Here is a 24,983-nt window from a genome sequence, read left to right on the forward strand (position 1 = left end):
ATCACGTCATCGACCAGGGCCTCCGTGCGTCTGCCTGGCGACGCGGACACCAGGCAGACGCACGAAGAAGCCACTTCAGACGACGCCTCCGCCTCCAGATGCTAGAGATCTAGCCCTGTAGTACTAGGGCGTGTCTGGTAATTCTGTTCGATGGGCTTCGTGATTCAGGTGGTTCCTGGCGGTGCGGGGCGCCGACCCTCGTACCGGGTCGTGCGCCCCGTGCCGCCAGGGGCCGCCTGGGCGCGAAGACCGCGAACTTGACTTGCCAGACACGCCCTAGTGGCCGAACGTGAACCAGTTGACGTTCACGAAGTCGGCGGGCTGACCGCTGGTGAAGGTCAGGTACACGTTGTGGACCCCGGTGACGGCGCTGATGTTCGCCGGAACGGTCCGCCAGGACTGCCAGCCGCCGGTGTCGGCCACCGCGAAGCTGCCGACCGGTGGGCCTGCCGGGCTGTCGAGCCGCACCTCGACCAGGCCGCTGACCCCGCCCGCCGCGCCGGAAGCCACCCTGGCCTGGAACTGGTGCGCCGCGCTGGGGCCGAAGTCGACGTTCGGGTACAGCGCCGAGTCGCCGTTGCCCGCCGGGCCGACGTTCTGCCCGCCGCCGGTGTCCGTGGTGCTCTGCGTGCCCAGCCCGGTCGCCTGGCTGTAGGACTCCGCCTGGATCGTGCTGTAGGCGCTGCCTCCGCCACCCGGCGTGGTTGACGGCGGAGTCGGCGGAGTCGGCGGGGTGGTTGACGGCGGAGTCGGCGGGGTGGTTGGCGGGGTGGTCGTGCCGCCCCCGCCGCGGGTGGACACCGAGACGTAGTCGACCACCATCGGGTGACCGGGCACGATGCCCGCGCCGGGGGTGGTGGTGCCCGAGTTGTTGTCCGGGAACGCGCCGCCGATCGCGACGTTCAGCAGCACGAAGTACCCGGCGTGATTGGTCATGTTCGCCCAGGTCGTCGCGTCGACCTGGTTCTGGGCGACCGAGTGGAACTGCTGCCCGTCGACGAACCAGCGGAACACCTGCGGGCTGGAGCTCGCGTCCCATTCGAAGCGGTAGGTGTGGAACCCGGCCTGGCAGGTGGCGCCGGGGCAGGCGCGGTTGTTCACGATGCCGGTGGTCTCGTCGCACGGGCCGCCGGGGTTGACGCCGCAGTGGAGCACGCCCCAGACGGAGTTGATCCCGTTGACGTTCTCCATGATGTCGAACTCGCCGACGCTGGGCCAGTTCCAGTTGTTGCCGCGATAGGGGGAACCGAGCGCCCAGAACGCGGGCCAGTAACCCAGTGCCGCGGCGCCCGTGACGTTCGGCATCTGGACGCGGCTCTCGATGCGCAGCGCGCCGCCCGCCGGCGGTTTGAAGTCGCCGCGCTGGGTTTCGATCCTGGCCGAGGTCCAGTTGCCCGCGCCGTCACGCTGTGGGGTGATCCGGAGGTTGCCAGCGCCGTCGAGCGCGAGGTTCCGCGCGTCGGTCGTGTAGTTCTGGATCTCGCCGGTGCCCCAGTTTCCCGGCCCGCCGGGGTAGGCGTGGCCGGTGTCGTAGATCCAGTTCGCGCCAGAGGGCAGGGAGCCGTTGGCGCCGGTGAAGTCGTCCGCGAACACCTGGGTCCAGCCCGCGTCGGGCGGCGGCACCGAGGCCGAGGCGGGCAGTGTCAGCGGGATCGCGATCAGCGCGGCGCCGAGCACCGCCCCCAGCGTGAGCCACCGGCGACGTTTCCCACGCGGTGGAAGATGCGACGAAAGGGAGTAAACAGGCATAGGGTGACCTCCTCGTCAACCCGAACCGGCGGCACTCGCGGGATTTGTTGCCGGTCACAACAAAGCCCGCTCAATGACACCTGAGGTCTAGACCAGTGCCTATCCGCCATTCAGGTGATGTGTGACAGCTATCACAGAGTGAGAGCCGTCATCTCACCCATGACGAAGGGGACCTCCCAAGTGGGAAGTCCCCTTCTGCCAGGCCTTTCAGAGTCCGAAGCGGCTCCAGGTCGCCTTCTGCGTGACAGCGTCCAGCACCGCGCTCGCGGCCGCCGGAGCTCCGATGCCGAGACGCGCGAGAAGCGGCCTCTTCGGCTCCGCGATCGCGATCTCCGCGTCCGGGTAGCGCTCGGAGATCACCTGGCGCAGGCTCCCGAGGCCGTCCACGAGCCCCAGTTCGACAGCTTTGGCGCCGAGCCAGACGTCCCCGGTGAACAGGTCCTCCCCGGTGGCCAGCCGGTCACCGCGGCGCTCCTTCACCCAGTCGACGAACAGGTCGTGGAGCTGGGTGTGCATCTTCTTCAGCCACTCGACGTCCTCGGCCTTCTCGGGGCTGAACGGGTCGAGCCGCGACTTGTTGGTGCCCGCGGTGTGCAGCCGCCGCTCGATCCCGAACCGCTCCAGCAGCCCGGTGAACCCGAACCCGCCGCTGATCACCCCGATCGAGCCGACCATCGACGTCCGGTGCGCGTAGATCTCGTCCGCCGCGCAGGCCAGCCAGTACCCGCCCGAGGCGGCGACGTCCTCGGCGAAGGCGAGCACCGGCACCTTCTTCTCGTCCGCCAGCTGCCTGATCCGCTCTGCGACCAGCCCCGACTGCGTCGGCGCGCCACCGGGCGAGTTGATCAGCAGCGCGACGGCCTTGAGCCGATCGTGGCCGAACGCCCTGGTCAGCGCCGATTCGACGGTGGCGAGGTTGATCGAGCCCCTGGCGAGCGGCGAGGGCGAAGGCGTGATCACGCCGTGCAGCTTGACCACGGCGACGACGTCCTTGCGCTCACCCCGGTCGCCGATCATCGGGAGGCGGGAGGTCAGTTTGTCGGTAACGCTCATGACCCGAGGTTACTGACTCCCGGCTCTCATTTCCGCAGCTTGCTCGCCTCGACGTAACCCCACCGCTGCGCGTTGGGCACGTAGACCTCCACCCAGTGCCCGCCGCCGCGGGTGCGCCCGGTGACGTCGACGTGCCAGCCGGACTTCGCGTTGCCGATGACGAAGTTCGCCGGGTCCCGCAGGGTCGCGTCGTGGAACAGCTCCTGCGACTTCTTCACCACCGGCGCGGCGGCGAGCCGGAACTCGACCGGCCGCCAGCCGTCGGCCTGCTGACTGCGGCCCCGCAGGATCCGCGTCGGCACGGACTGCCCGGCCGGGAACGAGCCGTCGTTGACGCTCTTGCCGATGCAGGAGGTCTTCGTGAAGCCCCACCACGGATAGCTTTCCTTGGCACGGTTGGGATCCTGCACGACCGACCAGGTGCTGTCGACGTTGTAGCGCCAGTTCAGCGTCCGGTCCTTGGCGATGGTGAACCCGCCGTTCGCGACCACGCCGTCCTTCGGGTAGTTGGCGTAGACCACACAGTCGCTCGCCGCCTTGAACCGCTGGAACAACGGCTTGCGAGTCCCCGACTTCGCCGCCGCGCCACCACCCGCGCTCCCGAGCCGCGCGTCGACGTCGAGCAGGTCGTCAGCGGCCAGCTCACTCGCGACGTCACCACCCGCGGTGACCGAGGTGTCGGCCACTGGACCACTCGCCGCCGACGCCGTGCCGGGCACCTCCCGGTCCCCCAGCCCACCGGCGATCGCCCCGCCCGCGATGAGCACCGCCGCCGCACAAGCCACCCAAGCCAGTTTCCCCATCGTGCTCCTCCTCCGCCGCCGAACCGGTCGGGGAGAACGGTGCCAAGCCGGGCCGGCGCGCTCAATCGCCGCTGCACGCACGCTCAAGTTCCGTGCACGGCCGGAGTCAGGAGCCGGGCAGGACTCCGCTGCGCGAACCGTTGACGCCGTTGACGTCTCCGGCCGCGCCGCCCTCTTCGGGGCCGCCCTGCTCGGGGACGTCGGCGGAGTAGTCGGGCAGATTGGGCCGGACGCCCGGCATGAACTTGGGCACCCGCAGGGTCACCTTCATGCCCGCGCCCTGTGCCGTCTCGACCATCAGCGCGTAGTCGCCGCCGAACACCTGCTGCATCCGCTGGTTGATGTTCCCGAGGCCGACGTGCGCGCCGGTGCGGTGCGCGCTGCGCAGGTCCGCCAGGCGGTTCGGGTCCATGCCGATGCCGTCGTCCTCGACGCTGATGAGCGCTTCGGAGCCGTAGTCCTCGGCGATGACCGTCACGCAGCCGCCGCTCGGCTTGCTCGCCAGGCCGTGCTTGACCGCGTTTTCGACCAGCGGCTGAATGATCAGGAACGGCACGACCACCGAGAGCACCTCGGGCGCGATCTTCATCCGCACCTCGAGCCTGCCGCCGAACCGGGCGCTCTCCAGCGTCAGGTAGCGGTCGATGTTGCGCAGCTCCTCGGCCAGCGACGTGAACATCCCGGACGTGCGGAACGAGTAGCGCGTGAAGTCCGCGAAGTCCTGAAGCAGCTCTCGCGCTTCCTCCGGGTCGGTCCGGATCAGCGACGAGATCGTGTTGAGCGCGTTGTAGACGAAGTGCGGGGAGATCTGCGCGCGCAGCGCCTTGATCTCGGCCTGCTGGAGCTGGTGCTTGGACTCGTCGAGGCGGGCGAGCTCGAACTGCGTGCAGACGAACTGGGCCACCGCCCCGGCCATTTCGACCAGCCTGCCGCGGGTGCGGCCGACCACGATCAGCGCGGCCTCGGCCTCGCCCTCGACGATCAGGGGCACGATCACCGCGGTCCGCATCCGGCAGGTGCCGCGGTGGTTGCACGGCATCTTGTCGTGCGCGACGACCTCGCGGCGGTGCCTGCGGATGGCCGCGCTGATGGCGTCCACGAGGTCGACGTAGTGGTCGTTCGCGTCGCCGTCCCAGGACATCAGCGTGCCCTCGCTGTCGGTGATGCCGACCGCGACGCAGTCGAGCATCTGCAGCAGCTGGGTGGTGATCTTGTCCGCGGCGTCCTCGTCGAGCCCGCCGCGCAGGTCGGGGGTCGCCTTGGACATCCGGGAGACGGCCTGGAGCATGGCGTTCTCGACCACACTGGCCGGGCGTCGCGCCTTGACGAGCAGCACGACCACGGCGACCGCGAGCAGCAGGACGACCACCCACGGCACGATCTGAGCGATCGGAAACACGGACACGGCGTCCATGCTCTGCGCTCGGCCAACCGGGTGCAAGGGCTAATCCCCACTTTCCGTTCATTTGTGACCACCGAGGGTGGGGCCGACCCTACCCAGAATGGTCGGGAAACCCGCATGGTCACCCACCGCCCGGCCCGGCAAGCTCGACTCCGTCAACCGCTTCCGGGAGGAGAACGAGCAGATGGACGCGCACGGCAGGGTAGTGCGATTCACGGTGCGGATCACGGTGGCCGTAGCCGCTTCGTCGCTACTGGGGGTAGCGGCGATCGGGACGGCTTCGGCGGGCCAGCGGGCCGATCAGGTGCGCGACGCCGTCCGGGAACTCGTCTCACCTGGGGGATTCCCGGGGGCGGTTGCGTACTTCAGGACTGGCGGGACCACGCGACGGCTGGGCGCCGGGGTCGCCGACCTCGCGACCGGCGAACCGGCGACGCCGGGCCTGCGGTTCCGGATCGCCAGCAACACCAAGTCGTTCGTGGCGACGGTGCTGCTGCAGCTGGCGGGCGAAGGCGAGGTCTCGCTGGACGACTCGATCGAGCGCTGGCTGCCGGGCACGGTGCGCGGGCCGGGCTACACGCCTTCGGAGATCACCCTGCGGATGCTGCTGAACCACACCAGCGGCCTGCACGATCCCGACGAGGCGGAGCTGTTCGAGCCGTACTTCGCGGGGAACCGCGGGTACGTCTACGAGCCGTCCGAGGTGATCCGGCGGTCGCTGCTGACGCGGCCCGCGTTCGACCCCGGCCAGGGTGTCGCCTATTCGAACACCGGCTACCTGCTCCTCGGTCAGGTGATCGAGAAGGTGACCCACCACGACGTCCGCGCGGAGATCCAGCGGCGCCTAGTGCGCCCCCTTGGCCTGACCCGGACCTCCTTCCCGCGCCACGATCCCGTCCTGCACGGCCCTCACCTGCACGGCTACGGAATGACGGGGCAGGACCTGACGACATTCAGCCCGTCCTACGACTGGACCGCGGGCGCGATGGTCTCGACGGTCGACGACCTGGCGACGTTCCACCGCGCGCTGCTCGGCGGCAAGCTGCTCAAGCCCGCGCAGCAGGCCGAGCTGACCAGGCTGGTGCCCAACGGGCAGGGGTACGGCGGCTACGGCGCCGGGATCGAGACGATCGACTTCGGCTGCCCCGACGGCAGCACGCAGACCATGTGGGGCAACACCGGCGCGGGCCCCGGCTTCTACAGCGTCTCGATGAGCAGCGCGGACGGCTCACGCCAGCTCGTGCTGGCGGCGAACGTCTTCGATCTCGAGCGCGAGTCGAAGGGGAACCCGGCCACCATGCCGCGCAGCACGCTGCCGGTCGGCGTCGCCGCGCTCTGCCGCTGAGCGCGCTACTTGAGCAGGCGGGACATCCGCCGGTCGGCGAGGGGTTTGCCGCCGGTCTGACAGGTCGGGCAGTACTGGAACGACTTGTCCGCGAAGGAGATCTCGCGGACGGTGTCGCCGCAGACCGGGCACGGCAGCCCGGTCCGGGCGTGCACCCGCAGGCCGGACCGTTTCTCGCCCTTCAGCCGCGCCGCGTCCTGGCCGACCGACCGCGTCACCGCGCTGGTGAGCACCTCGTGGATGGCCGTGGCCAGCCCCTCGAGTGCGTCGGGCGAAAGCTTTCCGACCGTCGCGTAAGGCGAAAGCTTGGCCATGTGCATGATCTCGTCGGAGTAGGCGTTCCCGATCCCGGCGAGCCGGGTCTGGTCGGTCAGCGCGGTCTTCAGCCGTTCCGTCCGCCCGGCGAACAGCTCGCCCAGCGCGTCGGTACCGAGTGTCAGTGCGTCCGGCCCCAGCCTCGCGACGCTGGGGATCTCCTGCGGGTCGCGCACGATCCAGACCGCGAGCCCCTTCTTCGTCCCAGCCTCGGTGAGGTCGAACCCGGACCCGGCCGCCGCGTCGAGGTGCACGCGCAGCGAGATGGGCCCCTTCCCGGGCTTCAGCGGGGCCGGGGAAAGCTTGTCGGACCACCTGAGCCACCCCGCCCGCGCGAGGTGCACGACGAGGTGCAGATCGCCGACGACATCACCGACGACATCACCGAAAACCAGGTCGAGGTGCTTGCCGTGCCGCGCGGTGCCGGTGACCTCGCGCCCGTGCAGCTCCGTCCACGGTGGGGTGGCGGTCTTGAGCACGCTCAGCGAAGCCACGTCGAGCCGGTGGACGGTCCTGCCCACCGCGTGCTCGCGCAGGTGGTGGGCGAGCGCTTCGACCTCGGGTAACTCGGGCATACCCCAGTTTCACCTCTGAACGGCCGAAACGCCAAGGCTCACTCCACCGGGTGCAGCGGCCCGTCGAAATCGGGCAGCGAGTGCTTCTGGATCGTCTTCGAGATCTTCGAGACCTCGCCGCGCACGGTGAACATGCCGCGGATGGAGCCGACCCAGCGTTCGGACGGGCGGTCACCGGCGAGGTCGCCCTCGGTCTCGGCGACCACGGTCCACGGCCGCCGCAGGATCCACCGCAGCGGGAAGAACAGCGCGACCAGCACCAGCGCGAGGATCACCCAGGACGGCACCATGACGTCCGCCGGGGTCCAGACGATGAGCACGAGCGCGAGGGCCACGGTCACCACGATCATCGCGATGCCGGGGCCGTAACTGCCGGCGACGTCGTGTTCGAAGTCGTCCGCCGTGGCAGGCGCACGCCATTCCATCTGGGCACGGACCACCCAGTCACGGCCGTCTTCACCGTTCACCAGCCGGTTCATTCAGTTGCCTCCCGCGCGACGCCAGCTCCCTGGTGAGCGTCACCAACCGTACCGTGGCCGTGACTGCGCGCGCGAGGCCTGAATCCACCATTCGGGACACATCGCCGGGCTGACGACCGGCCTCATCCGGCATCGTCACCGCTGGTGGAACTGACCCGGGCGGGTGAAGACTAGGGCGAAACCGAATCCACCCCGCCGGTGGAAAAATCCCTCGATGAGTCGGTCGTCACCTGCGGGCCGGTGGAGAAGTCCCGCGAGGACGGGCTCGCGTCCGGCTTGACCGAGAAGTCCCGCGACCCTGGTTCCGCCTGGGGTGTGACAGTGAAGTCGCGCGAAGACTCGCTGGTGGCGGACTCGCTCGGCGGTGTGCTCGACGGCGTGCTCCTCGGTGTGCTCGTCATTGAGAAGTCCCTGGAAGACGTACTGGCGTCCGGCGAGGTGGAGAAGTCGCGCGAGGAGGTGCCGTCCGCCGGGACGTCGTCACGCGGTTTCTCGGCGGGCGGGCCGTCCGTGGTCGTCACCGGGCTGGTGCCGGTCGGCTTGACCGAGTCGTCCCTGGATGCCGTCGTCGTGCTGGTCTCCGGCGGCCCGGAGGTCGGGCTGAGCATCGGGCTGGGGGCCGGCGGGCACGTAGTCGTGGGGGCGGACGTCGACTCGAACGCCGTCGTCCCGCCGTTCGACGGCTCGCTGGTGTCCAGCCTGGGTGCCGCGTGCGTGCTGCTGCCGGGCGGCGGCGCCACGGCGTCCGGCGAGGACGAACCGACCGGCGCACCGGAACCGCCGGCGAGCCCGTTACCGGTGGCCGCGCCGTCCGGGAGGTTCGGCAGGTCGTGCACGCCCAGCGCCGAACCATCGTGGGACCGGGCGGGCACCACGGGCACGACCCGGCGGCCGTTGAGCTCGGCGGTGCCGATCCGGGGCACCGCGACGGGCGGCGGGGGCGGCACGACGCCCTGCGGGCCCGGCGGGATCAGCGCCAGCTCCGGCACGCCACCACCGGACAGGCCCACCGTCTGCGCGGCGTCCTGCCCGAACATGATCGGCCCGGCGGCGATGCCGACCGCCCCCGCGGCGGCCGTCGACGCGAGCGCGAGCCCGACCTTGACCTTGGAACCGAGCACCAGCCCCTTGAGCGTGGTGGCCAGGCCTGACAACGCCCCGGAGGCCGTCCCGTACGAAAGGGCGGCAGGCACCAGCAGCACCAGCACCCCGGCGTGCGCCCGCAGCGACGAACAGACGTCGCGCAGCTCGTCGTGGGTGGCCCGGCAGGAGGTGCACCCGATCAGGTGAGCCTGGATCCGGCGCGCCTCGGCGCCGGTAACACTGCCCGCGGTGAACCCGCCGAGCTTCTCCACCACGCCACGGCACGAGTCCGGGCTGCGGCTGACGGAAAGGTGCGCCTGCAGATAGGCCGCACGCAGCCCTTGCCGCGCCCGCCGGGCGAGCGCGGCCGTCGCGTTGGCGCTCAGGCCGAAGTTCGGCGCCACCATCGCGGGCTGCTCGCCCTCGACCTCCGTCTGCCACAGCACGGTGCGCCAGCGCTCGGGAAGACTGGTGAAGGCGGTCGTGATCAACGTGTGCTCGGCCGAGCGGGCATGCGTGTCCGCCCCCGCCCCGGCCCGGAAGGTCAGCTCGTCGTCGCTGACCGGGACGTCCCGGCGCGCGCCGTGCCACTCCCACGACACCCGGCGGGCGACGGTCAGCAGGTACGCGCGGATGTAGTCGCGCGGCCCGGAACCCCGGCGCAGCGCCTGGAGGACGCGGAAGAACGTTTCGGCGGTGATGTCCTCGGCTTCGGAACGGTCCGAGGCCAGACTCCCGGCCAGTCGTCTGACGGCGGCCGCGTGCAGCTCGAACAACTCCCCGAACGCGGAGTCGTCACCGTTGCGGAGCCGCTGGAGCAGTGCCTGCTCATCGGATCCCGAGGCCGCCTGGTGCGGCACCGTGCCCTGCTCGGTCATCCGGCCAGGCACCTCCTCCCCGAAGGACTCACCATTCGGTCGAATGGGGACACCATACGGAGGTATTCAGCCCTCGTCACCCCTTGTACGCCAGCTGTAACACCAGAAGACACTTCCGGGGTGGCTCGAAGGGGTGATCGCGGGCCGTATATAGTCTGTCTCGTACCGCTCGAACAGCGGCACACGCGGATGTGGCGCAGCTGGTAGCGCATCACCTTGCCAAGGTGAGGGTCGCGGGTTCGAATCCCGTCATCCGCTCTCAATAGACGGTTCGTGCCGACAGAAGACATCGGCCTTGCCGCTTCGCCGATCACTCCCGGGGCTGAGTCCCCAAACCCCCGCACAGTGCCTTACGCGCCGCTTGTCGGGCCCTTAAGTCTTAACGCCTCCCTACTTTCGTCTTGTTCATGCATCTTGCTTTCTGCCGGTTGCCCCTGCCCCGGGGCCGCGTTCTGGACCGCGGGTTGGGTAGCTTGTGGCAAATGCCGACGCAGGACGGGCGCGCATGATGGACGGGGATTTACCGGTGCAGGGCAAGGTGTCGGAGCCGGGTGCGGTGCCCGGGGGGTATCGGGCGCTGGGGCGGGTCCTCTTGTGGGGGCTGCTGCTCGCGCCGATCGCGTTGTCATTGCTCGAGGTGCTCAGGTCGCCGCGGATGAACACGTGGGACTTCTGGGTCCTGCTGGGGCGCTCGACCTACGCGGACGGGACGCTCAACCCCCGCAGTTTCACCGTGTTGTTCAACGAACACCCGGCCGTCACGGTCATCCTCACGTTCTGGGCCGACGCCAAACTGTTCGCCGGCTCCCAGTGGGTGCTCGGCGCGGTGGCGTTCCTGCTCGGCCTGGCCATGTTCGCCGCCCTGTGGCGGATGCTCCCGCCACGGCTGACCGGCACGCCCCGGCTCGCCGTGCTCACCACGTTGTCCCTGCTCGTGTTCTCCTCCGCCGCGGTCGAGTACTACGGCGCGGGCTGGATGGGCATCCAGTGGTTTCTCGGCCTCGCACCCGCGGTGGTCGCGTTGTCGTTCGCCCACCACGGCCGCACCGTGCCCGCCGTCCTGCTCGGCGTGCTGGCAAGCCTCGGCCACGGCTCCGGCTTCCCGGTGTGGATCGCGCTCGGCCTCGTCGCCTGGCTGCGCCGGGACCGGCTGTGGCGAGTGGTGCTGCCGCTCGCTCTCGGCGTCGTCGTGCTGGTGCTGTGGAGACTGGCGTCGGTACCCGGTCCCGCCGCCCCGGGAATCAGCGGCGTGGACACCTACCTCGGTTCGACGATGACCGCGCTCGGCCGGGCGTGGGGCGCGCAGTCCCCGGACGTCGGGATGATCACCGGGGCGGCGACGCTGGCCGCCATCGGCTTCGCGGTCGTGACGGCGGCACGGACCCGGGTCGTTCCCGTCGACGGGACACCGGCGACACCGGATGACGCGGGCTGGATCGGCCTGGCCGTGCACGCGGCACTGGCCGCCGCGATGGTCGGCCTGAGCCGCGGCACGATCAGCAACATCGAAGGCCTGTCGGCGCGCTACGCCGTCATCGGGCTGCTCGCCACCGCGGCCCTCGTCGCACTGCTCGCGCTGCGGGCCCCGCAGGCGATCAAGACCCGCACGGTACCGATCGTCCTCGCGATCGGGCTGGGCTCCTACGCCGTCGGGTCCACCAGCGCGTCCGAGACCCGGCAGGACTACCTCACCCAGCCGGTGCTGGCGGCCGCGATGGTGACCGGTGCCGACTCGGTCGTCAAGAAGATGAACGGGTACCCGGAGTACCTCCCCCGATTCAGGGCACTGGGCGTCTATCCGTTCACCGGCGACTTCACCCTCGGTTGCGGCGTCCACGGCGGTCCGAGCCCCGAACTCGGCGCCAGACTCGACCTGGCGTCCGCCCGGCCACTGACCGCGGCGCTCGACGGTGACGCCCTCACCGCGGGGGTGGTCGAGGCGGCCGGCGGCGACGCCAAGGTCAACGGCGACACCGACCTGCGCGGCTGGGCCTTCGTCGACGGCGACCAGCCGGACTGTGTGCTGGTCACCGACGCCGACGGCGAGGTGTCCGGCGGCGGCGCGGTCGGCCTCCCGCGCCGCGACGTCGGCGTCACTTTCGGGGTGACCGGACGGGCGGGCTGGGAAGCCACTGCCAAGCCGTCGGTCAAGGGCGGCGCGGTACTGGCCGTGAAGAACGGGAAGCTGTATCGGCTGGCCGTCATCGCCGCGAAGTAAGCACTTCGGGTCCCGGCGTTGCCGGGCGACCTGTTGCCGCTGAAGCTTCCCGCAAGTGTCATGAAAGGGTCTTTCAGGGCAATTTTTGTCCTGAAAGACCCTTTCATGACACTCGGGGTCAGAGGGTGGGGGCTTTGTAGGGGTCGTGCTCGGCGAGGAGCTTGTCGAGGCGGGCCTGGTCGACGCGGGTGAGGATCGAGCTGTCCTCCTGGCGGTCGCGGACACATTTGGCGAGCGTGAACGCGGACGTGGTCACGAACAGCACGCCCAGCGCGAGGAACGCGCGGATCCAGCCGTTGACCGGCAGGAACGCGATGCCGGCGACGAGCGCGAACAGCGCCAGGCCGAAGGACAGCGCCGCCTGGGCGAAGAACGCCACAGTGGTGGGGGACGACGCGGGAGAGACGGTTTTTGTCATGTCCCCAAGGTCCGCCATCGCCGCGCGGTTGTCTTGAGTACGGCTACTCAAGACCTGGTCACGGTCAGAACTCGTAGCCGTCCAGCAGCGTCGGGGTGACCGGGGACAGGTGGGTGTCGGCCTGCTCGACGACCTGGCCGCGGGCCATCCGGTGCACGCGGAACTCGTTGTCGTGCAAGGGATCCTGGTCGTCCCAGACATGCAGCAGCCCGTAGGAGCCCGGGGCGAGCTCGCCGACCCTGGTGAACAGGTCGATCAGCTCGGGGCCCACCGTCGAGCCGTGCTTGTCGAGCCCGCCGAGGTGCAGCACCGGCACGCCGTTGACCCAGCGCAGGTCCAGCAGGTCGAAATCCGCGAAGTCGCGGATCGCCCGGCCGACGCGGTCGACGAGCCGCTCGAGCAGGGCGGCGTCGTCGTCGCCGGTCGCGGAATCCCCGATTGTCACCCAGCCGTGGTATTCGAACACAGCGCAGAGCCTAGGTGGCCGCCCCGGCGCGCTCCAAGAGGCCCTGACCAGTGGCTACAAGATGTTCACCGGGCGAGGACGACCGGCGACCCGTCCCGGCGCAGAACGCTGTTCAGCACCCCGTCGCCGTGCTGCTCGAACGACTCGACGAGGTCCTTGCCGTAAGCGCACAAGGTGCGCTCCCAAGGGTGGCCGAGCGTGCCGAACCTGAAGTCCTGCGCGAGGAAGAGGTGATAGTCCGCCTTGGGGAACACCGGCACCGGCCAGGTGCGCTCCGGCACCGGGCGGTGCGGCCAGAACCGGTACGACTGGTGCTGCCAGTGCAGCGCCCAGACCCACTCGTCGGGCGCGGTGCAGTCCCTCAGCGCGGCGAGGGCGATGCGCGCGACCTCATCCTCGCCGACCGCGTACGGGCCGAGCCGGAACTCCGCGGACGCGCGGTCCAGCCCGCCAGGGGACAGGTCCCAGGTGCGTGACGGCTTCGGCTCGCGAAAGCCGGGCCAGGCGTTCGCGAAGGTGCTCGGCGAGAAACCCAGTTCGCCGTAGACCCAGTACCAGGCCGGTTCGTCGGCGACTCGGGAAATGGCTTCCCAGGCTGTGTTCAAGATCGACCTCGGGGGATTCGGCCGGTTAAGACTCCGAAAGCTTCGTGTTCGCCGCCCGAGTTGTCCAGTCGACCTATCGCTTGGCGTGAAACCCGCCACCTGACTGGCTTCGAACTGCCAGGTGGGACGGCATGAGACCGGCGCTCGCACACGGATAGTTCAGGACTGATCACATTTGGTGATGCCCTCTGCGCGTCTCGCCCGGGTGATCGGCGGGATTCGCCGGGAATTTCTTGCCTGGGATTCGATCCGGGATTCCACCGGCGAAGGGCAGCGAAAGGGGCCACGCCGAGTTCACCCTTCGACCTGCCCTCGGGCGCCTACCTCGCCCGGCACCGGCACCGGCACCTGCTGCCGGGGATCAAGGCGATCGTCGGGCTCAAGCCGCCCGCGAGCTTCGCCACCGTCCGCTACAACGGGCTGCACGCCTACCACCTGGTCGCGCCCGACGGCACCCGCCGCGCGTTCCGCTACCACTGGGCACCCGAGGCCGGGATAGCCGAGCTGAACACCCGTTCCGAGCGCGAGTGGCCGCCGCAGTACCTGGTCAGCGAGATCAAGCAGCGGGCCGAGCGCGAGACCGTCGGCTGGACGCTGATGTTCCAGCTCGCCGCCGAGGGCGACCCGGTGGACGACGTGACGCGGCAGTGGCCTTCCGACCGTGAGGAGGTCGTCGCCGGGCATCTGAAGCTGGGCGTGCCGCTCCCCGACCAGGCCTCGGTGGAGACCCGACGAACGTGGTGCCGGGGATCGAGACCTCCGCCGACCCGATCCTGCACTTCCGCTCCGAGGTCCACAGCGAGTCCTACAACCGCCCCACCCACGAAACCCGGACCACGATCCGGCAGGAGTGACCCGCGGCCGCCGAGGGAGCGTGACCCCGACGGCGGCCGCGCGGGCTCACGCGACTTCCTCCCACAGGCTCATGAAGGCCGAAGCCTCGCTGAGCGCCCACGGCCTCATCCTGGCCCGCTCGCGCGGCGCGAGCGTGAACTCCTTCCTGCGGCGCACGTCGATGACCAGCGCCTCTCCCCCTGGCAGCAACTCGTCCATGGTCTGTTCCAGCAGCCACAACGCCAGATGCGCGGCGTCGGGACTGAGCGGCTCTTCCTTGAAGTAGAGCCAGGTCGCGAACTCGCGGCCGTTACCCTTGCGCAGCCCGAGGTGCGGGCTGATGCCGATCTCGAGCTCGCCAACGCCCCACCGCGACCGGCCGACGTCGATCAGCCGGGGCTTGCGGCGGTTGACGTACCGCAGCCAGCCTTCGGAGATCGCCGCGTAGTGCGGCTTCGTCCGCTCGTCGGCGTGCTCGACCAGCGCTTGCATCGCCGCGACGTCCGTGCCGGACGCCCGCCCGGCGCGGATCGCGTTCGCGGCGCGCTGGTAGAAGTTGAACGCGGCCCGTGACGGATCCCCGTACTGACGGCGCTGCCGCCGCACGAACGAAGTCCGCGAAGGCCCCGGGCTCGTGGTGTATCCAATGAATGTGGGCAGGGTGATATAGGCCATCCGGCCTGCCTTTCGTCGCCGCTCCCGCACACGGTCGCGTGCGGCATCGCTGCTGTTCAAGGATAATTTTAGAACACATGTACGACAGAAACGGGGGCCTTACGGGTGATGGGGGAGACGAGTTTCAGCGAGGGGGCCAGTGCCCGCCGAGCAGCTCCCGCGCCTGTTCCAGGATCGGCACTTCGCAGACGTCACGCGGAGTGAGATCCGTCGTGATCCAGGTGTCGAGCATCGTCGTCCAGCGCACGATCATCCCCAGCGAACCGGGCTCGCCGAGCAGCCCGCTCATCTCGCGGACCAGCACCCCGCCGTCCCCTGGGCGTAGCTCGCCGCGGACTATCGCCGACAGCCAGCCGCGCACGAGCACCCACCGAGCGCTCTCGGCGTCCGGCGGGAGCGCCTGATCGAGCCCGAGCTCGTCGACAACCCTTTCGAACAACACCGGGGCTTGAGCGGCGTCCGCACCGGCGAGCAGCGGAAGTGAGGGGGCGTCGAGGCCCGCGACCACCGCGCCCAGCCCGGCCTCGATGAACCTGCCGGGGTCGACCTCGCGCCCGGCCAGCAGCTCCACGGCCAAGGACAGCAGCGCCTGGCGGCTGACATCGACATCACTCACAGACATCACTCACGGACATCACTCACGCGCTGGACTCCCGGGGAATCGGTGCTCCCGCGCAGACTAGCGAGACCGGGACGTCCGGGATGACCGCCGCCTGTCGCTGCCACTACGGCAAGTAGTGGCAGCGGCGGACCTCAGGACTCCCGGACGCCCAGGCCGATCGGGCAGCTGACGCCCGTGCCGCCGAGGCCGCAGTAGCCGTTCGGGTTCTTGGCGTCCGACAGGTACTGCTGGTGGTCTTCCTCGGCGTAGTAGAACGCGTCGAGCGGGGCCACCTCGGTGGTGATCTTGCCGTGCCTCGACGCATCCAGCGCGGACTGGTAGGCCGCGCGGGAGGTCTCGACCTCGGCGCGCTGCGCGTCATCGGTGTAGTAGATCGCCGAGCGGTACTGGGTGCCGATGTCGTTGCCCTGGCGCATGCCCTGGGTCGGGTCGTGGCCCTCCCAGAACACCTTCAGCAACGTCTCGAGCGAGACCTGCGCGGGGTCGAACGCGACGAGCACGGCCTCGGTGTGACCGGTCCGGCCGCTGCAGACCTCTTGGTACGTCGGGTTCGGGGTGAGGCCACCGGCGTAACCGACCGCCGTCGTGTAGACGCCGGGCGTCTGCCAGAACAGCCTTTCGGCGCCCCAGAAACAGCCGAGCCCGAACACGACTGTCCTCGTGCCCGCCGGGAACGGCGGCTTGAGCTGGGTACCGAGCACCGTGTGGGTCCCCGAAACGTTCAGGGCGTCTGCGCGGCCCGGCAACGCCTCGTTCGCCGACACCGCTTTCGTCTTGTCCCGTCCAAAAAACGACATACCTCGACTGTACGCATCACCGACCGGCCCGGCCGGTTCGTCCAGGCAGCGTAAGAATGGCGAAAGGGCACGATCTTCGATCGGTCTGCGAAACCGGTCCCTGCCCAGGTCCAGGCCCGTGTAACACTGATGCCCCACACGGCGGCAGGGGGCAGGATGAGCTGGCAGGATGAGCTCCGGAGGATCGACTCCGAGCTGGCCGCTGGCCGGCTGGGGCACACCGAGCACCGGAAGAAGCGTGACGAGCTCCTCGCCGAGGCGTCCGGCGGCGGTATGCCCTCGCCCGTCGCCTCACCCCTGCGGCATCCGCACCCTGAAGACGGCACCCGGCCCCAGGGTTATCCCGACGCCCGCGCCGACGCCTGGCGCCCCGCAGTCCCCGACGCGGAAACCACCGCCTGGCACAGCACCAACCCCGCCACGCCACCGTCGGCCAGGCCGACGGTTCCCGTGCGGAACCCGGCGCCGGTCATGCCGTCCGCGCCGGAGGCGCCGCCCCGCCCAGCACCGCCGAAACAGAAGCCGAAGGGGTTCGTCACCGACCGGCGCACCACCGCGCCCAGCCCGGCGGACGTCAACCCGACCGAGTTCATGAACATCGACGCCCTGCCGCGGTTCGGCAGGCGCCCGCCGCTGCGGCCGGCCACCGCCCAGCAGCCACTTCCGGCGCTGGCCCCGAAGCCGCCGTCACCCCCGCCGCTGCCGCCGAGCACCCAGCCGTACCCGACGGCGTCACGCAGTCCCAAGCGGCCGAGCAAGGGCAAGCCGACCTGGCTGTTCCTCTCGGTCGGGGTGCTGCTGGTGCTCGCGATGATCATCGGCGGCACCTGGTGGCTCGGTTCCAAAACCGACACCGTCGCCGGCGGGACGCCGTCCGCCGCCGGAGCCGACGGCCTCTCGAGCAGCCAGTCACCTACCGTCCAGCCGACGCTCGAAGAGCTGCTGCCGAAGCTGCCGGGCACCCCGTCGAACGACAACTCGACAATGTCCGTCGCCAAGGGCGCGGAGCTCAACCTGTACTCGACGGAAGCAGCGGGGTACTTCACCGGTAAGGGCGTCAAAGACGTCGTCTTCCGCGGCTCGTCCGAAGGCACGGACGGGTACCTCATCCTCGTGATCCCCACGAGCGACCCGCAGGTCGCGAAGGCTGTCGCCGCGTACCTGCACGACAACTCGGTGAACGGCGGCCTGGCCGAGCAGCGGGTCGGCGACCGGGCGGCGCTGGTCGGCAAGAACAAGAACGGCCAGCTCTGCGGCGCCGGGTACACCTCCGGCGGCACGGTCGTCACTGCCTGGGTGTCCGCGAGTCTCACCGCGGACAAGCAGTCGCTCGATGATCATTTCGGGCAGACGATGGCCGCGCTGGAAAAGGTCCTGCCACCGGGCTGACGCCGCCGCAGGTCGAAGCAGGTCGCGGAGAGATCACGAATCGACCCTCCACAGCGGCCGAGGACCGGGCAGTGCAGAATGTGCGTGGTCACCGCATTAGTGGTACGCGACGGTCGGGTGTGGTCCGTCGACGGACGAAGAATTGGGGGCCGGTGGTGTCCTGGCAGGAAGAACTGCGCAATCTGGACGAGGAGCTCGCGTCGGGCCGCCTCTCCGCGGACGACTACCGGCTTCGCCGCGACCAGGTGCTGTCCTCCGCGGTCGCGTACGGCGATCCGGCTCAGCAACAGCAGCAGGGCGCGCCGGCTCAGCCGCCGCAGTCACCTCAGCAGTACCAGCAGCCGTACCAGCCCCAGCAGCAGCCGCAGTACCAGCAGCCGCAGAACCAGGCGCCGCAACAGCCTCAGCAGCAGCCAGGTCAGCAGCAGCCCGCCGCGGACTCCACGCAGATCATCGCGCCGGTCAGCCCCCCGTCGGGCATCCCGGCGCCCAACGCCGAGGCCACCCAGATCGTCTCGGCCGCCGACACCGGCGCCGAGCGCACCCAGGTCGTGCCGGGCTGGCAGTCACAGCAGCCGCTCGCCGACCAGAGCCGTACGCAGGTCGTGCCCGGCCACAACTCTCCGCCCAGCGGCTTCCCTCAGCAGCAGGCTCCCCATCAGGGCTGGAACACGCCCGACGCGGACCTGAGCCCGCCTTGGGGCGGCTCGGACTTCCCGCCGATCTCGCCGGTGGGCAGCTCGGAGTGGGTCAAGCAGGGTCCAGAGCTCTTCGACGACAAGCCCAAGGGCAAGGGCGGCAAAGTCGCGATCCTCGTGGTCGTCGCGGTGCTGGTGCTCGGCGGGCTCGGCGTCGGCGGCTTCTTCCTCTTCAAAGGTGACGGCTCCCCGCAGGCCAACGGCCCGGTGAACCAGACGAGCACCAGCCAGCCCGCTCCGCCGCCGAAGCCGCGCACCCCGGGTGAGCAGCTCTTCGACCGGATCCCCAAGCAGACCGGCGACGAGGATCCCCAGAGCGGCGACGTGCCCGTCAGCCAGCTCGTCTCGGCCGGTTACCTCGACGAGAGCGAGGCCAGCAAGCTGACCTCGGCAGGCGTGTCGAAGGTGGCTTGGCGCGGGTCGCAGAAGAAGCCCGACGAGACCGGTCCGCAGACGCCCAAGATCTCGATCACGATCATCCCGATGACCAGCCCCGGCGGTGCCACGGAGTTGCTCAAGGGGCTGCGGCAGTACCAGACCACCCATGGCTTCACGGTCATCACCGACACGCTGCCCAACATCCCGGCGACGGTGAACTTCCAGAAGAAGGTCACGGCCGAGGCCGGGACCTACCGCGCCACCTGGATCTCCGGCAACAACATCGTTCGGGTCGACATCGCCCAGAACCCGCTCGGCGACCCGAACGGGGAGAACGCGTTGAGCGGGACCTACCAGCGTGCGGTCAAGAAGACTCTGGAAAACTTTCCCGTCAGTGAGTGACGGCCGATGACCACCGGGCATGAGCTCACCAGGCTGCTCACCGCCGTGTTTTCGCTGGCCACGGACGTCGGCTCACTCAGCGACGAGCTGCATTTCGCGGGCCGGGACGCCGCTGAGCGGGCCGAGCTCGACCACGGCCGGGCGAACTCGCTGCGTGCGCTCGAGCTTCCCGGGCACGCGCGGGTCCTCGAGGTAGGCGCCGGGTTCGGTGCGCTGACGCGCTACCTCGGCGAGCGGTCCGCGTTCGTGCACGCGGTCGAGCCGGATCCGGGCCGGGCGGCGGCCGCCCGGCTCCGCACCCGGGACCTCGACTCCGTGACGGTGCTCGCCGAATGGGCACCGGGCGACGGCGACGAGTACGACCTCGTGGTCGTCGCACAGGCCTACGCGACTCGCGGGCTGCTGGAGCGGGTCCGCGCCCGGCTCGCACCGAACGGCGCGGTGGTCGTCCTGACGTCTTCGCCCGCGGTCGTTTCGACGATGGCGGCCGCCGGTCTTCCGGTCGGCCGCGAGCTGAGCTGCTCCCCCGGACACGAGACAGCGCGAGCCGTCCAAACCGCCGCGCTCACCGCCGAGTTCCCGCGGCTGGCCGCTGGGATCGCCAGTGAATCGGCCCGCGGCCTGCTGCTGCTGGCCGGTCCGGGCGCGGGCGCGCTGTGGCCGGAGGACCGGCTCGCCACCTACTTCAACACCACCGAGCGAGCCACCTTCGCCTGCACCCGCGCGGACGTCTGCCGGACGCCGTCGGGCGCCGAGGTCCGGCGCGTGCCGCTCGTGCCGGCCAAACCGGTCCTCGGGATCTCCGTGGGGCCGTGCACGGACGCGGTGCGCGACGCGCCGACGATGGTCGAGGTGCTGCTCGCCGAGCCGTGGCGCGTGACGGAACTGCTCACCGGCTGGCGCGACCTGCTGCGGCGCGAAGCGAACGGCACCGGCACCGCGCTGTGGGACCTGGTGCCGCACAACGTGCTGGTGAGCGGCTCGGAGCTGTACCCCATCGACCTGGAGTGGCACCACGAGGGCGCCGGGGTGCCGGAGGTGACCGCGCGGGGCGTGCTGGTCCTCGCGGACCTGCTCGCCACTGCGGGCTGGTCCGCCGCGGCTCCGGACGGCACCATGCGCGAGCTGGCAGGCTGGCTGGGCGTGCTGATCGGGCTCGACCCCTCCTTCCTGGACGAGGCGGTGGAGCGTGAGGTCACCTTCGCGACGATCGGCTCGTGCGGGAGCGACCAGGGCGTCGCGGAGATCCGCGCCGCGGTCGCGGAAGTCTGGGCGCACCGGCTGGCCCGCCGGACGGCCGGGGCCGGGCAGTGAACGAGAGCGAGGAACCAGCGTCATGACGAGCCTGCGCACCGCCGGCGTACTCACCCCGGATCGGCCGGTGGGGCACCTGTTCGAGATCCGTGGCTGGGCCGGCGGGGTCAGCCGGGTCGACGAGGTCACGGTGACGATCGCCGGGACGTCGGCGAACCTGCTGCCCGAGCTGATCCCGGGTGCCCCCGAAGGCAGCCTCGGCTGGCGCGCGGTGACCGGCGCCCGGGTGCCCGCGGGGCCGCAGGAGGTGCTCGTGACCGGGCCCGATGGTGCGGTGCTGAGCGCGGCGACGGTCCGGGTCGGCACGCTGCTCGGCGAGGAACCGCTGTGGCTCGGCGAGCTGAGCACCCCGCGCGCGGATACGACCGTCGAGGGCCATCTCGTGCTGGTGCAGGGGTGGGCGCTGCTGCAGGGAAAGGCCGCGAGCCTGATCGAGGTGATGGTCGAAGGCGGCGGCACGGTCCGCGCCCGCACCCGGTTGCCTCGCCCGGACGTGGCGGCGGAGCTGCCGAGGTTCGACGACGCCGCGGTCAGCGGGTTCGAGGCGCTGGTGCCGGTCGACCTTGACTTCGGCGAGGAACGCACGCTCGCGGTGCACGTCCGGTACCGCACCGAAGGCGTCGGCGAGGTGCTCTCCCCGGTCCGGACGTTCACCCTGCGCAAACCCGAGGCCGACGCCGAGGACACCGAACTCGCGGACGAACTCGCCGCGGACACCGCCCGCGCGATGGCCAGGGTCACCACGGTGACCGACCCGAAGCATGTGCTGGTCTTCACGCACAGTCTCCACGTCGGCGGCGGGCAGTTGTGGCTGATGGAGCTGCTCACGCGGATGGTCACCGACCACGGCTGGCAGGTCAGCCTGATCAGCGAGTCGGACGGCCCGCTGCGGGCCGACTGCGCCGAACTTGGCATCGAGGTCCACGTGACCACCCACTACCGGAACTCGACGGTCGCCGCGTACGAAGGCCACGTCGCCGAGCTGGCCCGGTTCGCCAAGTGCTCGGGCGCCGAGGTGGCGCTGGTCAACACCCTCGGCGGGTTCGGCGGGGCCGACGCGGCCAAGCGGGCCGGGATACCCACCGCCTGGGTGATCCACGAGAGCTTCCCGCTGTCGACGTTCGCGTACCTGAACTGGGGGGCGGTGAAACCGCCGCCCGCGGTCTGGAACCGGTGGCAGCGCACGCTGGCCGAAACCGACCGGCTGCTGTTCGTCGCCGATTCGACGCGCGAGATGTTCCTGCCCTACAGCAAGCCGGAACGCTGCCGGACGGTCCGTTATGGCACCCCGATGGAGAAGTTCGGCGGCCGCACGCGGGCCGAGGTCCGGCAGCAGGCCAGGACCATGCTCGGCTACGCCCCGGACGACGTGGTGCTGCTCAGTCTCGGCATCGCCGAGCCCCGCAAGGGGCAGGGGGCGCTGGTGTCGGCGATGGAGCGGGTCCACCGCGTGTATCCCGAGGCCAAGCTGAGCATCGTCGGCATGCACCCGACGCCGTACGGGCTGGAGGTCGCGAGGTCCGTCGAGCGCGCCGGGCTGTCCGGCGTGATCGACCTGGTGCCCATCCAGCCGGACCCGCTGCGGTGGCTGCAGGCGGCGGACATCTTCGTCAACAGCTCCGACGTCGAGTCGCTGCCGCGCTCGATCCTCGAGGCGGTCTGCTGCGGGGTGCCGGTCGCGGCGACCGACGTCTTCGGCGCCAGGGAGATGCTCATCGACGGCGAGTCCGGCTGGCTTTTCGAGCCGAACGACGTCGACGCGCTGACAGTCGCCCTGCTGCGGGCGCTGGGCACGTCGCCGTCCGGCCGCCGGGACATGGCCAAGGCCGCGCACGAGCAGCTGCTGCCCTGGCTCGACCCGGCGGGCTACGCGCGGGAGTACTCCGAAATCCTCACCGATCTCGCCCGCACCGGGCGGCCGAACCCAGCAGGGGAAGAAAGTGCCTGACGAACTCTCCGAATCCGCCGCGCTGCCCGGCCGGGTGCAGGCCGAACTGACCCGGCTGCGCGCCGAGCGCCTGGTGTTCACGGCCGACCAGGACAAGCTGAAAGCCGAGTTGGCCGGCACTGAGCACGAGCTGCGCGAGTCCCAGTCGGCCACGAAGGCCGCGAGCGCCCGCGACGCCGAGCACGCTGAGCTGAACGAGCAGCTGGCAGCGCTACGCGAGAAGCAGGAAAAGGACCAGGAAACCGCCGAGGCGAACAGCGCCGCGCTGGAGGCGGACGTGCTCACCGCGCGGCAGGAGCGGGACTCCCTCCGCGCCGAGCTGCTGAGCTGCCGCGAAGAGCGCGACAGGCTGCGGCTCGCCCTGTTGGAGGCGGAGCTGGTGATGTCCACCGGGACGACGGACCTCGCGCTGCGCCAGGGCGCGGAGCCCGCCTTCGAGCACCAGCGGCTGATCGAAGCCGAGCGCCGCGCCGCCGAAATGGCCCGCGAGCTCGACGCCACCCGGCGGACCGTGAGCTGGCGGGTCACCGCCCCGCTGCGCGTGGTGCGCAAGAAGATGGACCGCCCGTGACGAACGGCCCCGAACTCTGTCTCGTCTCGGCCGAGGGCGGCTCCGCCTTCATGGAGGAGCTGCTCGAGGTCGTCGCCGACGCGGTGCGCACCGCGGGCGGACGGGCACGCACGGCCGTCGGGAGGTACCCGGAGGCCGGCCCGGACACGGTGTACCTGGTCGTCCCGCACGAATACTTCGTCGTGTCACCCGACGCCGACTTCCCCAGCGCCGAGGACTGCCGCCGGACGATCGGCTTCTGCGTCGAGCATCCCGGGACGGCGACCTTCGAGCGCAACGCGGAGCTGGTCCGCAGCCTCGGCGGGGCCGTGGACATCAACCACGACTCGACCGCCGAACTGCGCCGCCGCGGGGTCACCGTCGAGCACTTCCAGCTGGGCTACACCCCGCTGTGGGACCTCTGGGGCGGAGACCTGGACAGCCCCCGCGACCTCGACGTCACCTACCTGGGCACCGCCGAGCGGCGCCGCTCGATGCTGCTCGGCTCGTACGCCCGCGAACTGGCGCCCCTGCGCACCCGGCTGCTCACCCCTCCCCACGAGCCGATGACCGCGGCCAGGGTCGACTTCCTGCCCGGCAAGGCGAAGTTCGCGCATCTGGCGCGTTCGCGGTTCCTGCTGAACCTGCATCGGGAGCAGAAGGAAACCCTGGAGTGGGTCCGCACGCTGGAGGCGATGACCAACGGCTGCGTGGTGGTCAGCGAGTCCTCCACCGAGGTCGAGCCTCTGGTCCCCGGTGAGCACCTGATGCTGGCGCGGGCGCAGACGCTGGGAGCGGTGACAGCGGCGCTGGCGAAGCAGCCCGAACGCGAGCGCCACCTCCGCGCGTCCGCCTACGAGTTCGTGAAGACCCTGGACATGCAGGTCTCGGCGCGGATGCTGATCGAGCTGGCGAAGTCCCTGGTGGCGGGCACCACCCCGCCGCCCCCGGCCGGAATCGGCCCGGCCCGGCGACTGGCCTCGGGAGTCCGCAACCCCGCGAACGCCCTCGCCGTCGACACCCCTTCGTTCGACGTGCGGTTCGCGGGCGAAAGGTCCATCGGCGGCACTCCGTCGGCACGGGGCACGGCACTGTCCGCCCGCGTCGCTCAGCGGACGGCCGGAGCGCGGCGCAGCAGCGAGCGCCGCTGGGTCCAGGCCTCCGGCGAGACGCCCTTCGACGCCGCCACCCAGGCCGACGTCGACGTCCTGCTGGTCCGGCGCCCCGGTGAAGTCGACCCGGACGACCTCATCGCCGACCTGATCGCGGGCACCCGGCCGCCCCGCCGGGTGCTACTCGGCGAGGACGGCGTCCACCCCTGGCCAAAGCCCCGACCAGCGCAAATGCTGCTCCACACCGAGCCGCTGGGCCGAGGCCTGACCCGAAACGCCCTGCTGGAGCGCTCGACGGCACCTTGGCTACTGGTACTGGACGGCGGCATGCGCGCCTCGGAATTCCTGCTGGAACGCCTGCTCACAGCGGCGGACTCGGAAGGCACCGACGTCGTGCACTGCCCGATCGCCGACCCGCTCGACGGCCTGATCGGCGCCCTGCCACCCGAAGAGCGGCGACTGCGCACCCTGCCGTACCTGGGCAGCGGCTACCTGGTGCGCCGATCGCTGGTCGACGAGTTCGGCGGCTGGAACTCGGAGGTCCTGTTCGAGGGCCTGGAGGACCACCTGTTCTGGCAGCAGGTGGTGACGGCATCGCGCCCGACAACCCTGGTCCAGCAGGTACTCCTGCGACGCCTGCGACCAGACCCGGACTCCCGCCCGCTCGACCACGACCCGCACCGAGTGTGGTCAGCGGTTACCCCAAAGGTGTGACATTAGGCCGTGTCAGTGAACGCCCTCCCCCCTTCACGCGCCCTATAGGAAGAGCATCGGGCCCGTCCCGAACGCTGGCGAAGGGAGCCACCCCATGGCAGTAGAGATCATCATCGTCTCAGCCCTGGCACTAGTGTTCCTGATCCGCCTAGCCCTCCAAC

At 70.4% G+C, this 24,983-nt stretch carries 22 protein-coding genes and 1 tRNA gene; 9 read left to right on the plus strand and 14 right to left on the minus strand.

The window, feature by feature from the left end:
- Positions 1–276: 276 nt before the first annotated feature.
- From QMK34_RS39880 to QMK34_RS39895, 4 genes are all read right to left on the minus strand, one after another.
- Positions 277–1,749, minus strand: coding sequence for a glycoside hydrolase family 16 protein (locus QMK34_RS39880; RefSeq protein ID WP_326419996.1), 1,473 nt, complete (start codon positions 1,747–1,749; stop codon positions 277–279).
- A gap of 207 nt (positions 1,750–1,956) precedes the next feature.
- On the minus strand, positions 1,957–2,802 hold the full coding sequence (locus QMK34_RS39885; protein WP_326419997.1) for a S49 family peptidase: 846 nt from the start codon (positions 2,800–2,802) through the stop codon (positions 1,957–1,959).
- Between the two features lie 26 nt (positions 2,803–2,828).
- A complete protein-coding gene (locus QMK34_RS39890; protein ID WP_326419998.1) occupies positions 2,829–3,605 on the minus strand; it encodes a hypothetical protein in 777 nt (258 codons plus the stop codon).
- Positions 3,606–3,711: 106 nt separating this feature from the next.
- Positions 3,712–5,019, minus strand: coding sequence for a histidine kinase (locus QMK34_RS39895; protein WP_326419999.1), 1,308 nt, complete (start codon positions 5,017–5,019; stop codon positions 3,712–3,714).
- An 88-nt stretch (positions 5,020–5,107) separates the two neighbouring features.
- Between QMK34_RS39895 and QMK34_RS39900 the strand changes: the two genes are divergently transcribed.
- A complete protein-coding gene (locus tag QMK34_RS39900) occupies positions 5,108–6,352 on the plus strand; it encodes a serine hydrolase domain-containing protein (protein ID WP_326420000.1) in 1,245 nt (414 codons plus the stop codon).
- A 5-nt stretch (positions 6,353–6,357) separates the two neighbouring features.
- Here the strand turns inward: QMK34_RS39900 and QMK34_RS39905 are convergent, their stop codons facing one another.
- The 3 genes from QMK34_RS39905 to QMK34_RS39915 form a co-directional block, all read right to left on the minus strand.
- A complete protein-coding gene (locus QMK34_RS39905) occupies positions 6,358–7,242 on the minus strand; it encodes a DNA-formamidopyrimidine glycosylase family protein (RefSeq protein ID WP_326420001.1) in 885 nt (294 codons plus the stop codon).
- Between the two features lie 38 nt (positions 7,243–7,280).
- Positions 7,281–7,721 carry a DUF983 domain-containing protein gene (locus QMK34_RS39910; RefSeq protein WP_326420002.1) on the minus strand — a complete coding sequence of 147 codons (441 nt, stop codon included), beginning with the start codon at positions 7,719–7,721 and terminating at the stop codon, positions 7,281–7,283.
- A 170-nt stretch (positions 7,722–7,891) separates the two neighbouring features.
- Positions 7,892–9,682, minus strand: a complete 1,791-nt coding sequence (locus QMK34_RS39915) for a sigma factor (RefSeq protein ID WP_326420003.1) — start codon at positions 9,680–9,682, stop codon at positions 7,892–7,894.
- A gap of 185 nt (positions 9,683–9,867) precedes the next feature.
- Here QMK34_RS39915 and QMK34_RS39920 point away from each other — a divergent pair.
- Both QMK34_RS39920 and QMK34_RS39925 read left to right on the plus strand, forming a co-directional pair.
- Positions 9,868–9,940: transfer RNA gene (locus tag QMK34_RS39920), tRNA-Gly, on the plus strand.
- A 250-nt stretch (positions 9,941–10,190) separates the two neighbouring features.
- Positions 10,191–11,900: a hypothetical protein gene (locus QMK34_RS39925; RefSeq protein ID WP_326420004.1), complete on the plus strand. Its 1,710-nt coding sequence runs from the start codon at positions 10,191–10,193 to the stop codon at positions 11,898–11,900.
- A 118-nt stretch (positions 11,901–12,018) separates the two neighbouring features.
- Here the strand turns inward: QMK34_RS39925 and QMK34_RS39930 are convergent, their stop codons facing one another.
- The 7 genes from QMK34_RS39930 to msrA form a co-directional block, all read right to left on the minus strand.
- Positions 12,019–12,318: a YiaA/YiaB family inner membrane protein gene (locus QMK34_RS39930; RefSeq protein ID WP_326420005.1), complete on the minus strand. Its 300-nt coding sequence runs from the start codon at positions 12,316–12,318 to the stop codon at positions 12,019–12,021.
- Between the two features lie 64 nt (positions 12,319–12,382).
- Positions 12,383–12,784 carry an immunity 7 family protein gene (locus tag QMK34_RS39935; protein ID WP_326420006.1) on the minus strand — a complete coding sequence of 134 codons (402 nt, stop codon included), beginning with the start codon at positions 12,782–12,784 and terminating at the stop codon, positions 12,383–12,385.
- A 65-nt stretch (positions 12,785–12,849) separates the two neighbouring features.
- Positions 12,850–13,389, minus strand: a complete 540-nt coding sequence (locus QMK34_RS39940) for a DUF2716 domain-containing protein (protein ID WP_326420007.1) — start codon at positions 13,387–13,389, stop codon at positions 12,850–12,852.
- Between the two features lie 294 nt (positions 13,390–13,683).
- Positions 13,684–14,073 carry a hypothetical protein gene (locus QMK34_RS39945; protein ID WP_326420008.1) on the minus strand — a complete coding sequence of 130 codons (390 nt, stop codon included), beginning with the start codon at positions 14,071–14,073 and terminating at the stop codon, positions 13,684–13,686.
- Between the two features lie 216 nt (positions 14,074–14,289).
- Positions 14,290–14,898, minus strand: a complete 609-nt coding sequence (locus QMK34_RS39950; RefSeq protein ID WP_326420009.1) for a hypothetical protein — start codon at positions 14,896–14,898, stop codon at positions 14,290–14,292.
- A 124-nt stretch (positions 14,899–15,022) separates the two neighbouring features.
- Positions 15,023–15,514 carry a hypothetical protein gene (locus QMK34_RS39955; RefSeq protein WP_326420010.1) on the minus strand — a complete coding sequence of 164 codons (492 nt, stop codon included), beginning with the start codon at positions 15,512–15,514 and terminating at the stop codon, positions 15,023–15,025.
- A gap of 137 nt (positions 15,515–15,651) precedes the next feature.
- Positions 15,652–16,317 (minus strand): peptide-methionine (S)-S-oxide reductase MsrA, encoded by a 666-nt coding sequence (gene msrA / locus QMK34_RS39960; RefSeq protein ID WP_326420011.1) that lies wholly within the window; start codon positions 16,315–16,317, stop codon positions 15,652–15,654.
- Between the two features lie 156 nt (positions 16,318–16,473).
- Here msrA and QMK34_RS39965 point away from each other — a divergent pair, with 156 nt between their 5' ends.
- From QMK34_RS39965 to QMK34_RS39990, 6 genes are all read left to right on the plus strand, one after another.
- Positions 16,474–17,706, plus strand: a complete 1,233-nt coding sequence (locus QMK34_RS39965; RefSeq protein WP_326420012.1) for a hypothetical protein — start codon at positions 16,474–16,476, stop codon at positions 17,704–17,706.
- A gap of 155 nt (positions 17,707–17,861) precedes the next feature.
- Positions 17,862–19,184, plus strand: a complete 1,323-nt coding sequence (locus QMK34_RS39970) for a flagellar basal body-associated protein FliL (RefSeq protein ID WP_326420013.1) — start codon at positions 17,862–17,864, stop codon at positions 19,182–19,184.
- A gap of 6 nt (positions 19,185–19,190) precedes the next feature.
- Positions 19,191–20,498 carry a class I SAM-dependent methyltransferase gene (locus QMK34_RS39975; protein ID WP_326420014.1) on the plus strand — a complete coding sequence of 436 codons (1,308 nt, stop codon included), beginning with the start codon at positions 19,191–19,193 and terminating at the stop codon, positions 20,496–20,498.
- Between the two features lie 22 nt (positions 20,499–20,520).
- Entirely contained in the window at positions 20,521–22,446 is a 1,926-nt protein-coding gene (locus QMK34_RS39980) for a glycosyltransferase family 4 protein (protein ID WP_326420015.1), read from the plus strand.
- Positions 22,439–23,017 carry a hypothetical protein gene (locus QMK34_RS39985; protein ID WP_326420016.1) on the plus strand — a complete coding sequence of 193 codons (579 nt, stop codon included), beginning with the start codon at positions 22,439–22,441 and terminating at the stop codon, positions 23,015–23,017. Before QMK34_RS39980 ends, QMK34_RS39985 begins: the two co-directional genes overlap by 8 nt.
- Positions 23,014–24,822 (plus strand): glycosyltransferase family protein, encoded by a 1,809-nt coding sequence (locus tag QMK34_RS39990; RefSeq protein ID WP_326420017.1) that lies wholly within the window; start codon positions 23,014–23,016, stop codon positions 24,820–24,822. The genes QMK34_RS39985 and QMK34_RS39990 overlap by 4 nt, the downstream gene beginning before the upstream one ends.
- Positions 24,823–24,983 lie beyond the last annotated feature (161 nt).

This window comes from Amycolatopsis sp. H20-H5 (assembly GCF_035828755.1).
GTDB lineage: Bacteria > Actinomycetota > Actinomycetes > Mycobacteriales > Pseudonocardiaceae > Amycolatopsis.

Excerpts from the sequence above, each read along its gene's own strand:
- QMK34_RS39880 (WP_326419996.1), bottom strand. The coding sequence starts at position 1,749 with ATGCCTGTTTACTCCCTTTCGTCGCATCTTCCACCGCGTGGGAAACGT.
- QMK34_RS39885 (WP_326419997.1), bottom strand. The coding sequence starts at position 2,802 with ATGAGCGTTACCGACAAACTGACCTCCCGCCTCCCGATGATCGGCGAC.
- QMK34_RS39890 (WP_326419998.1), bottom strand. The coding sequence starts at position 3,605 with ATGGGGAAACTGGCTTGGGTGGCTTGTGCGGCGGCGGTGCTCATCGCG.
- QMK34_RS39895 (WP_326419999.1), bottom strand. The coding sequence starts at position 5,019 with ATGGACGCCGTGTCCGTGTTTCCGATCGCTCAGATCGTGCCGTGGGTG.
- QMK34_RS39900 (WP_326420000.1), top strand. The coding sequence starts at position 5,108 with ATGGTCGGGAAACCCGCATGGTCACCCACCGCCCGGCCCGGCAAGCTC.
- QMK34_RS39905 (WP_326420001.1), bottom strand. The coding sequence starts at position 7,242 with ATGCCCGAGTTACCCGAGGTCGAAGCGCTCGCCCACCACCTGCGCGAG.
- QMK34_RS39910 (WP_326420002.1), bottom strand. The coding sequence starts at position 7,721 with ATGAACCGGCTGGTGAACGGTGAAGACGGCCGTGACTGGGTGGTCCGT.
- QMK34_RS39915 (WP_326420003.1), bottom strand. The coding sequence starts at position 9,682 with ATGACCGAGCAGGGCACGGTGCCGCACCAGGCGGCCTCGGGATCCGAT.
- QMK34_RS39925 (WP_326420004.1), top strand. The coding sequence starts at position 10,191 with ATGGACGGGGATTTACCGGTGCAGGGCAAGGTGTCGGAGCCGGGTGCG.
- QMK34_RS39930 (WP_326420005.1), bottom strand. The coding sequence starts at position 12,318 with ATGACAAAAACCGTCTCTCCCGCGTCGTCCCCCACCACTGTGGCGTTC.
- QMK34_RS39945 (WP_326420008.1), bottom strand. The coding sequence starts at position 14,073 with ATGCCCGGCGACGACCTCCTCACGGTCGGAAGGCCACTGCCGCGTCAC.
- QMK34_RS39950 (WP_326420009.1), bottom strand. The coding sequence starts at position 14,898 with ATGGCCTATATCACCCTGCCCACATTCATTGGATACACCACGAGCCCG.
- msrA (WP_326420011.1), bottom strand. The coding sequence starts at position 16,317 with ATGTCGTTTTTTGGACGGGACAAGACGAAAGCGGTGTCGGCGAACGAG.
- QMK34_RS39965 (WP_326420012.1), top strand. The coding sequence starts at position 16,474 with ATGAGCTGGCAGGATGAGCTCCGGAGGATCGACTCCGAGCTGGCCGCT.
- QMK34_RS39975 (WP_326420014.1), top strand. The coding sequence starts at position 19,191 with ATGACCACCGGGCATGAGCTCACCAGGCTGCTCACCGCCGTGTTTTCG.
- QMK34_RS39980 (WP_326420015.1), top strand. The coding sequence starts at position 20,521 with ATGACGAGCCTGCGCACCGCCGGCGTACTCACCCCGGATCGGCCGGTG.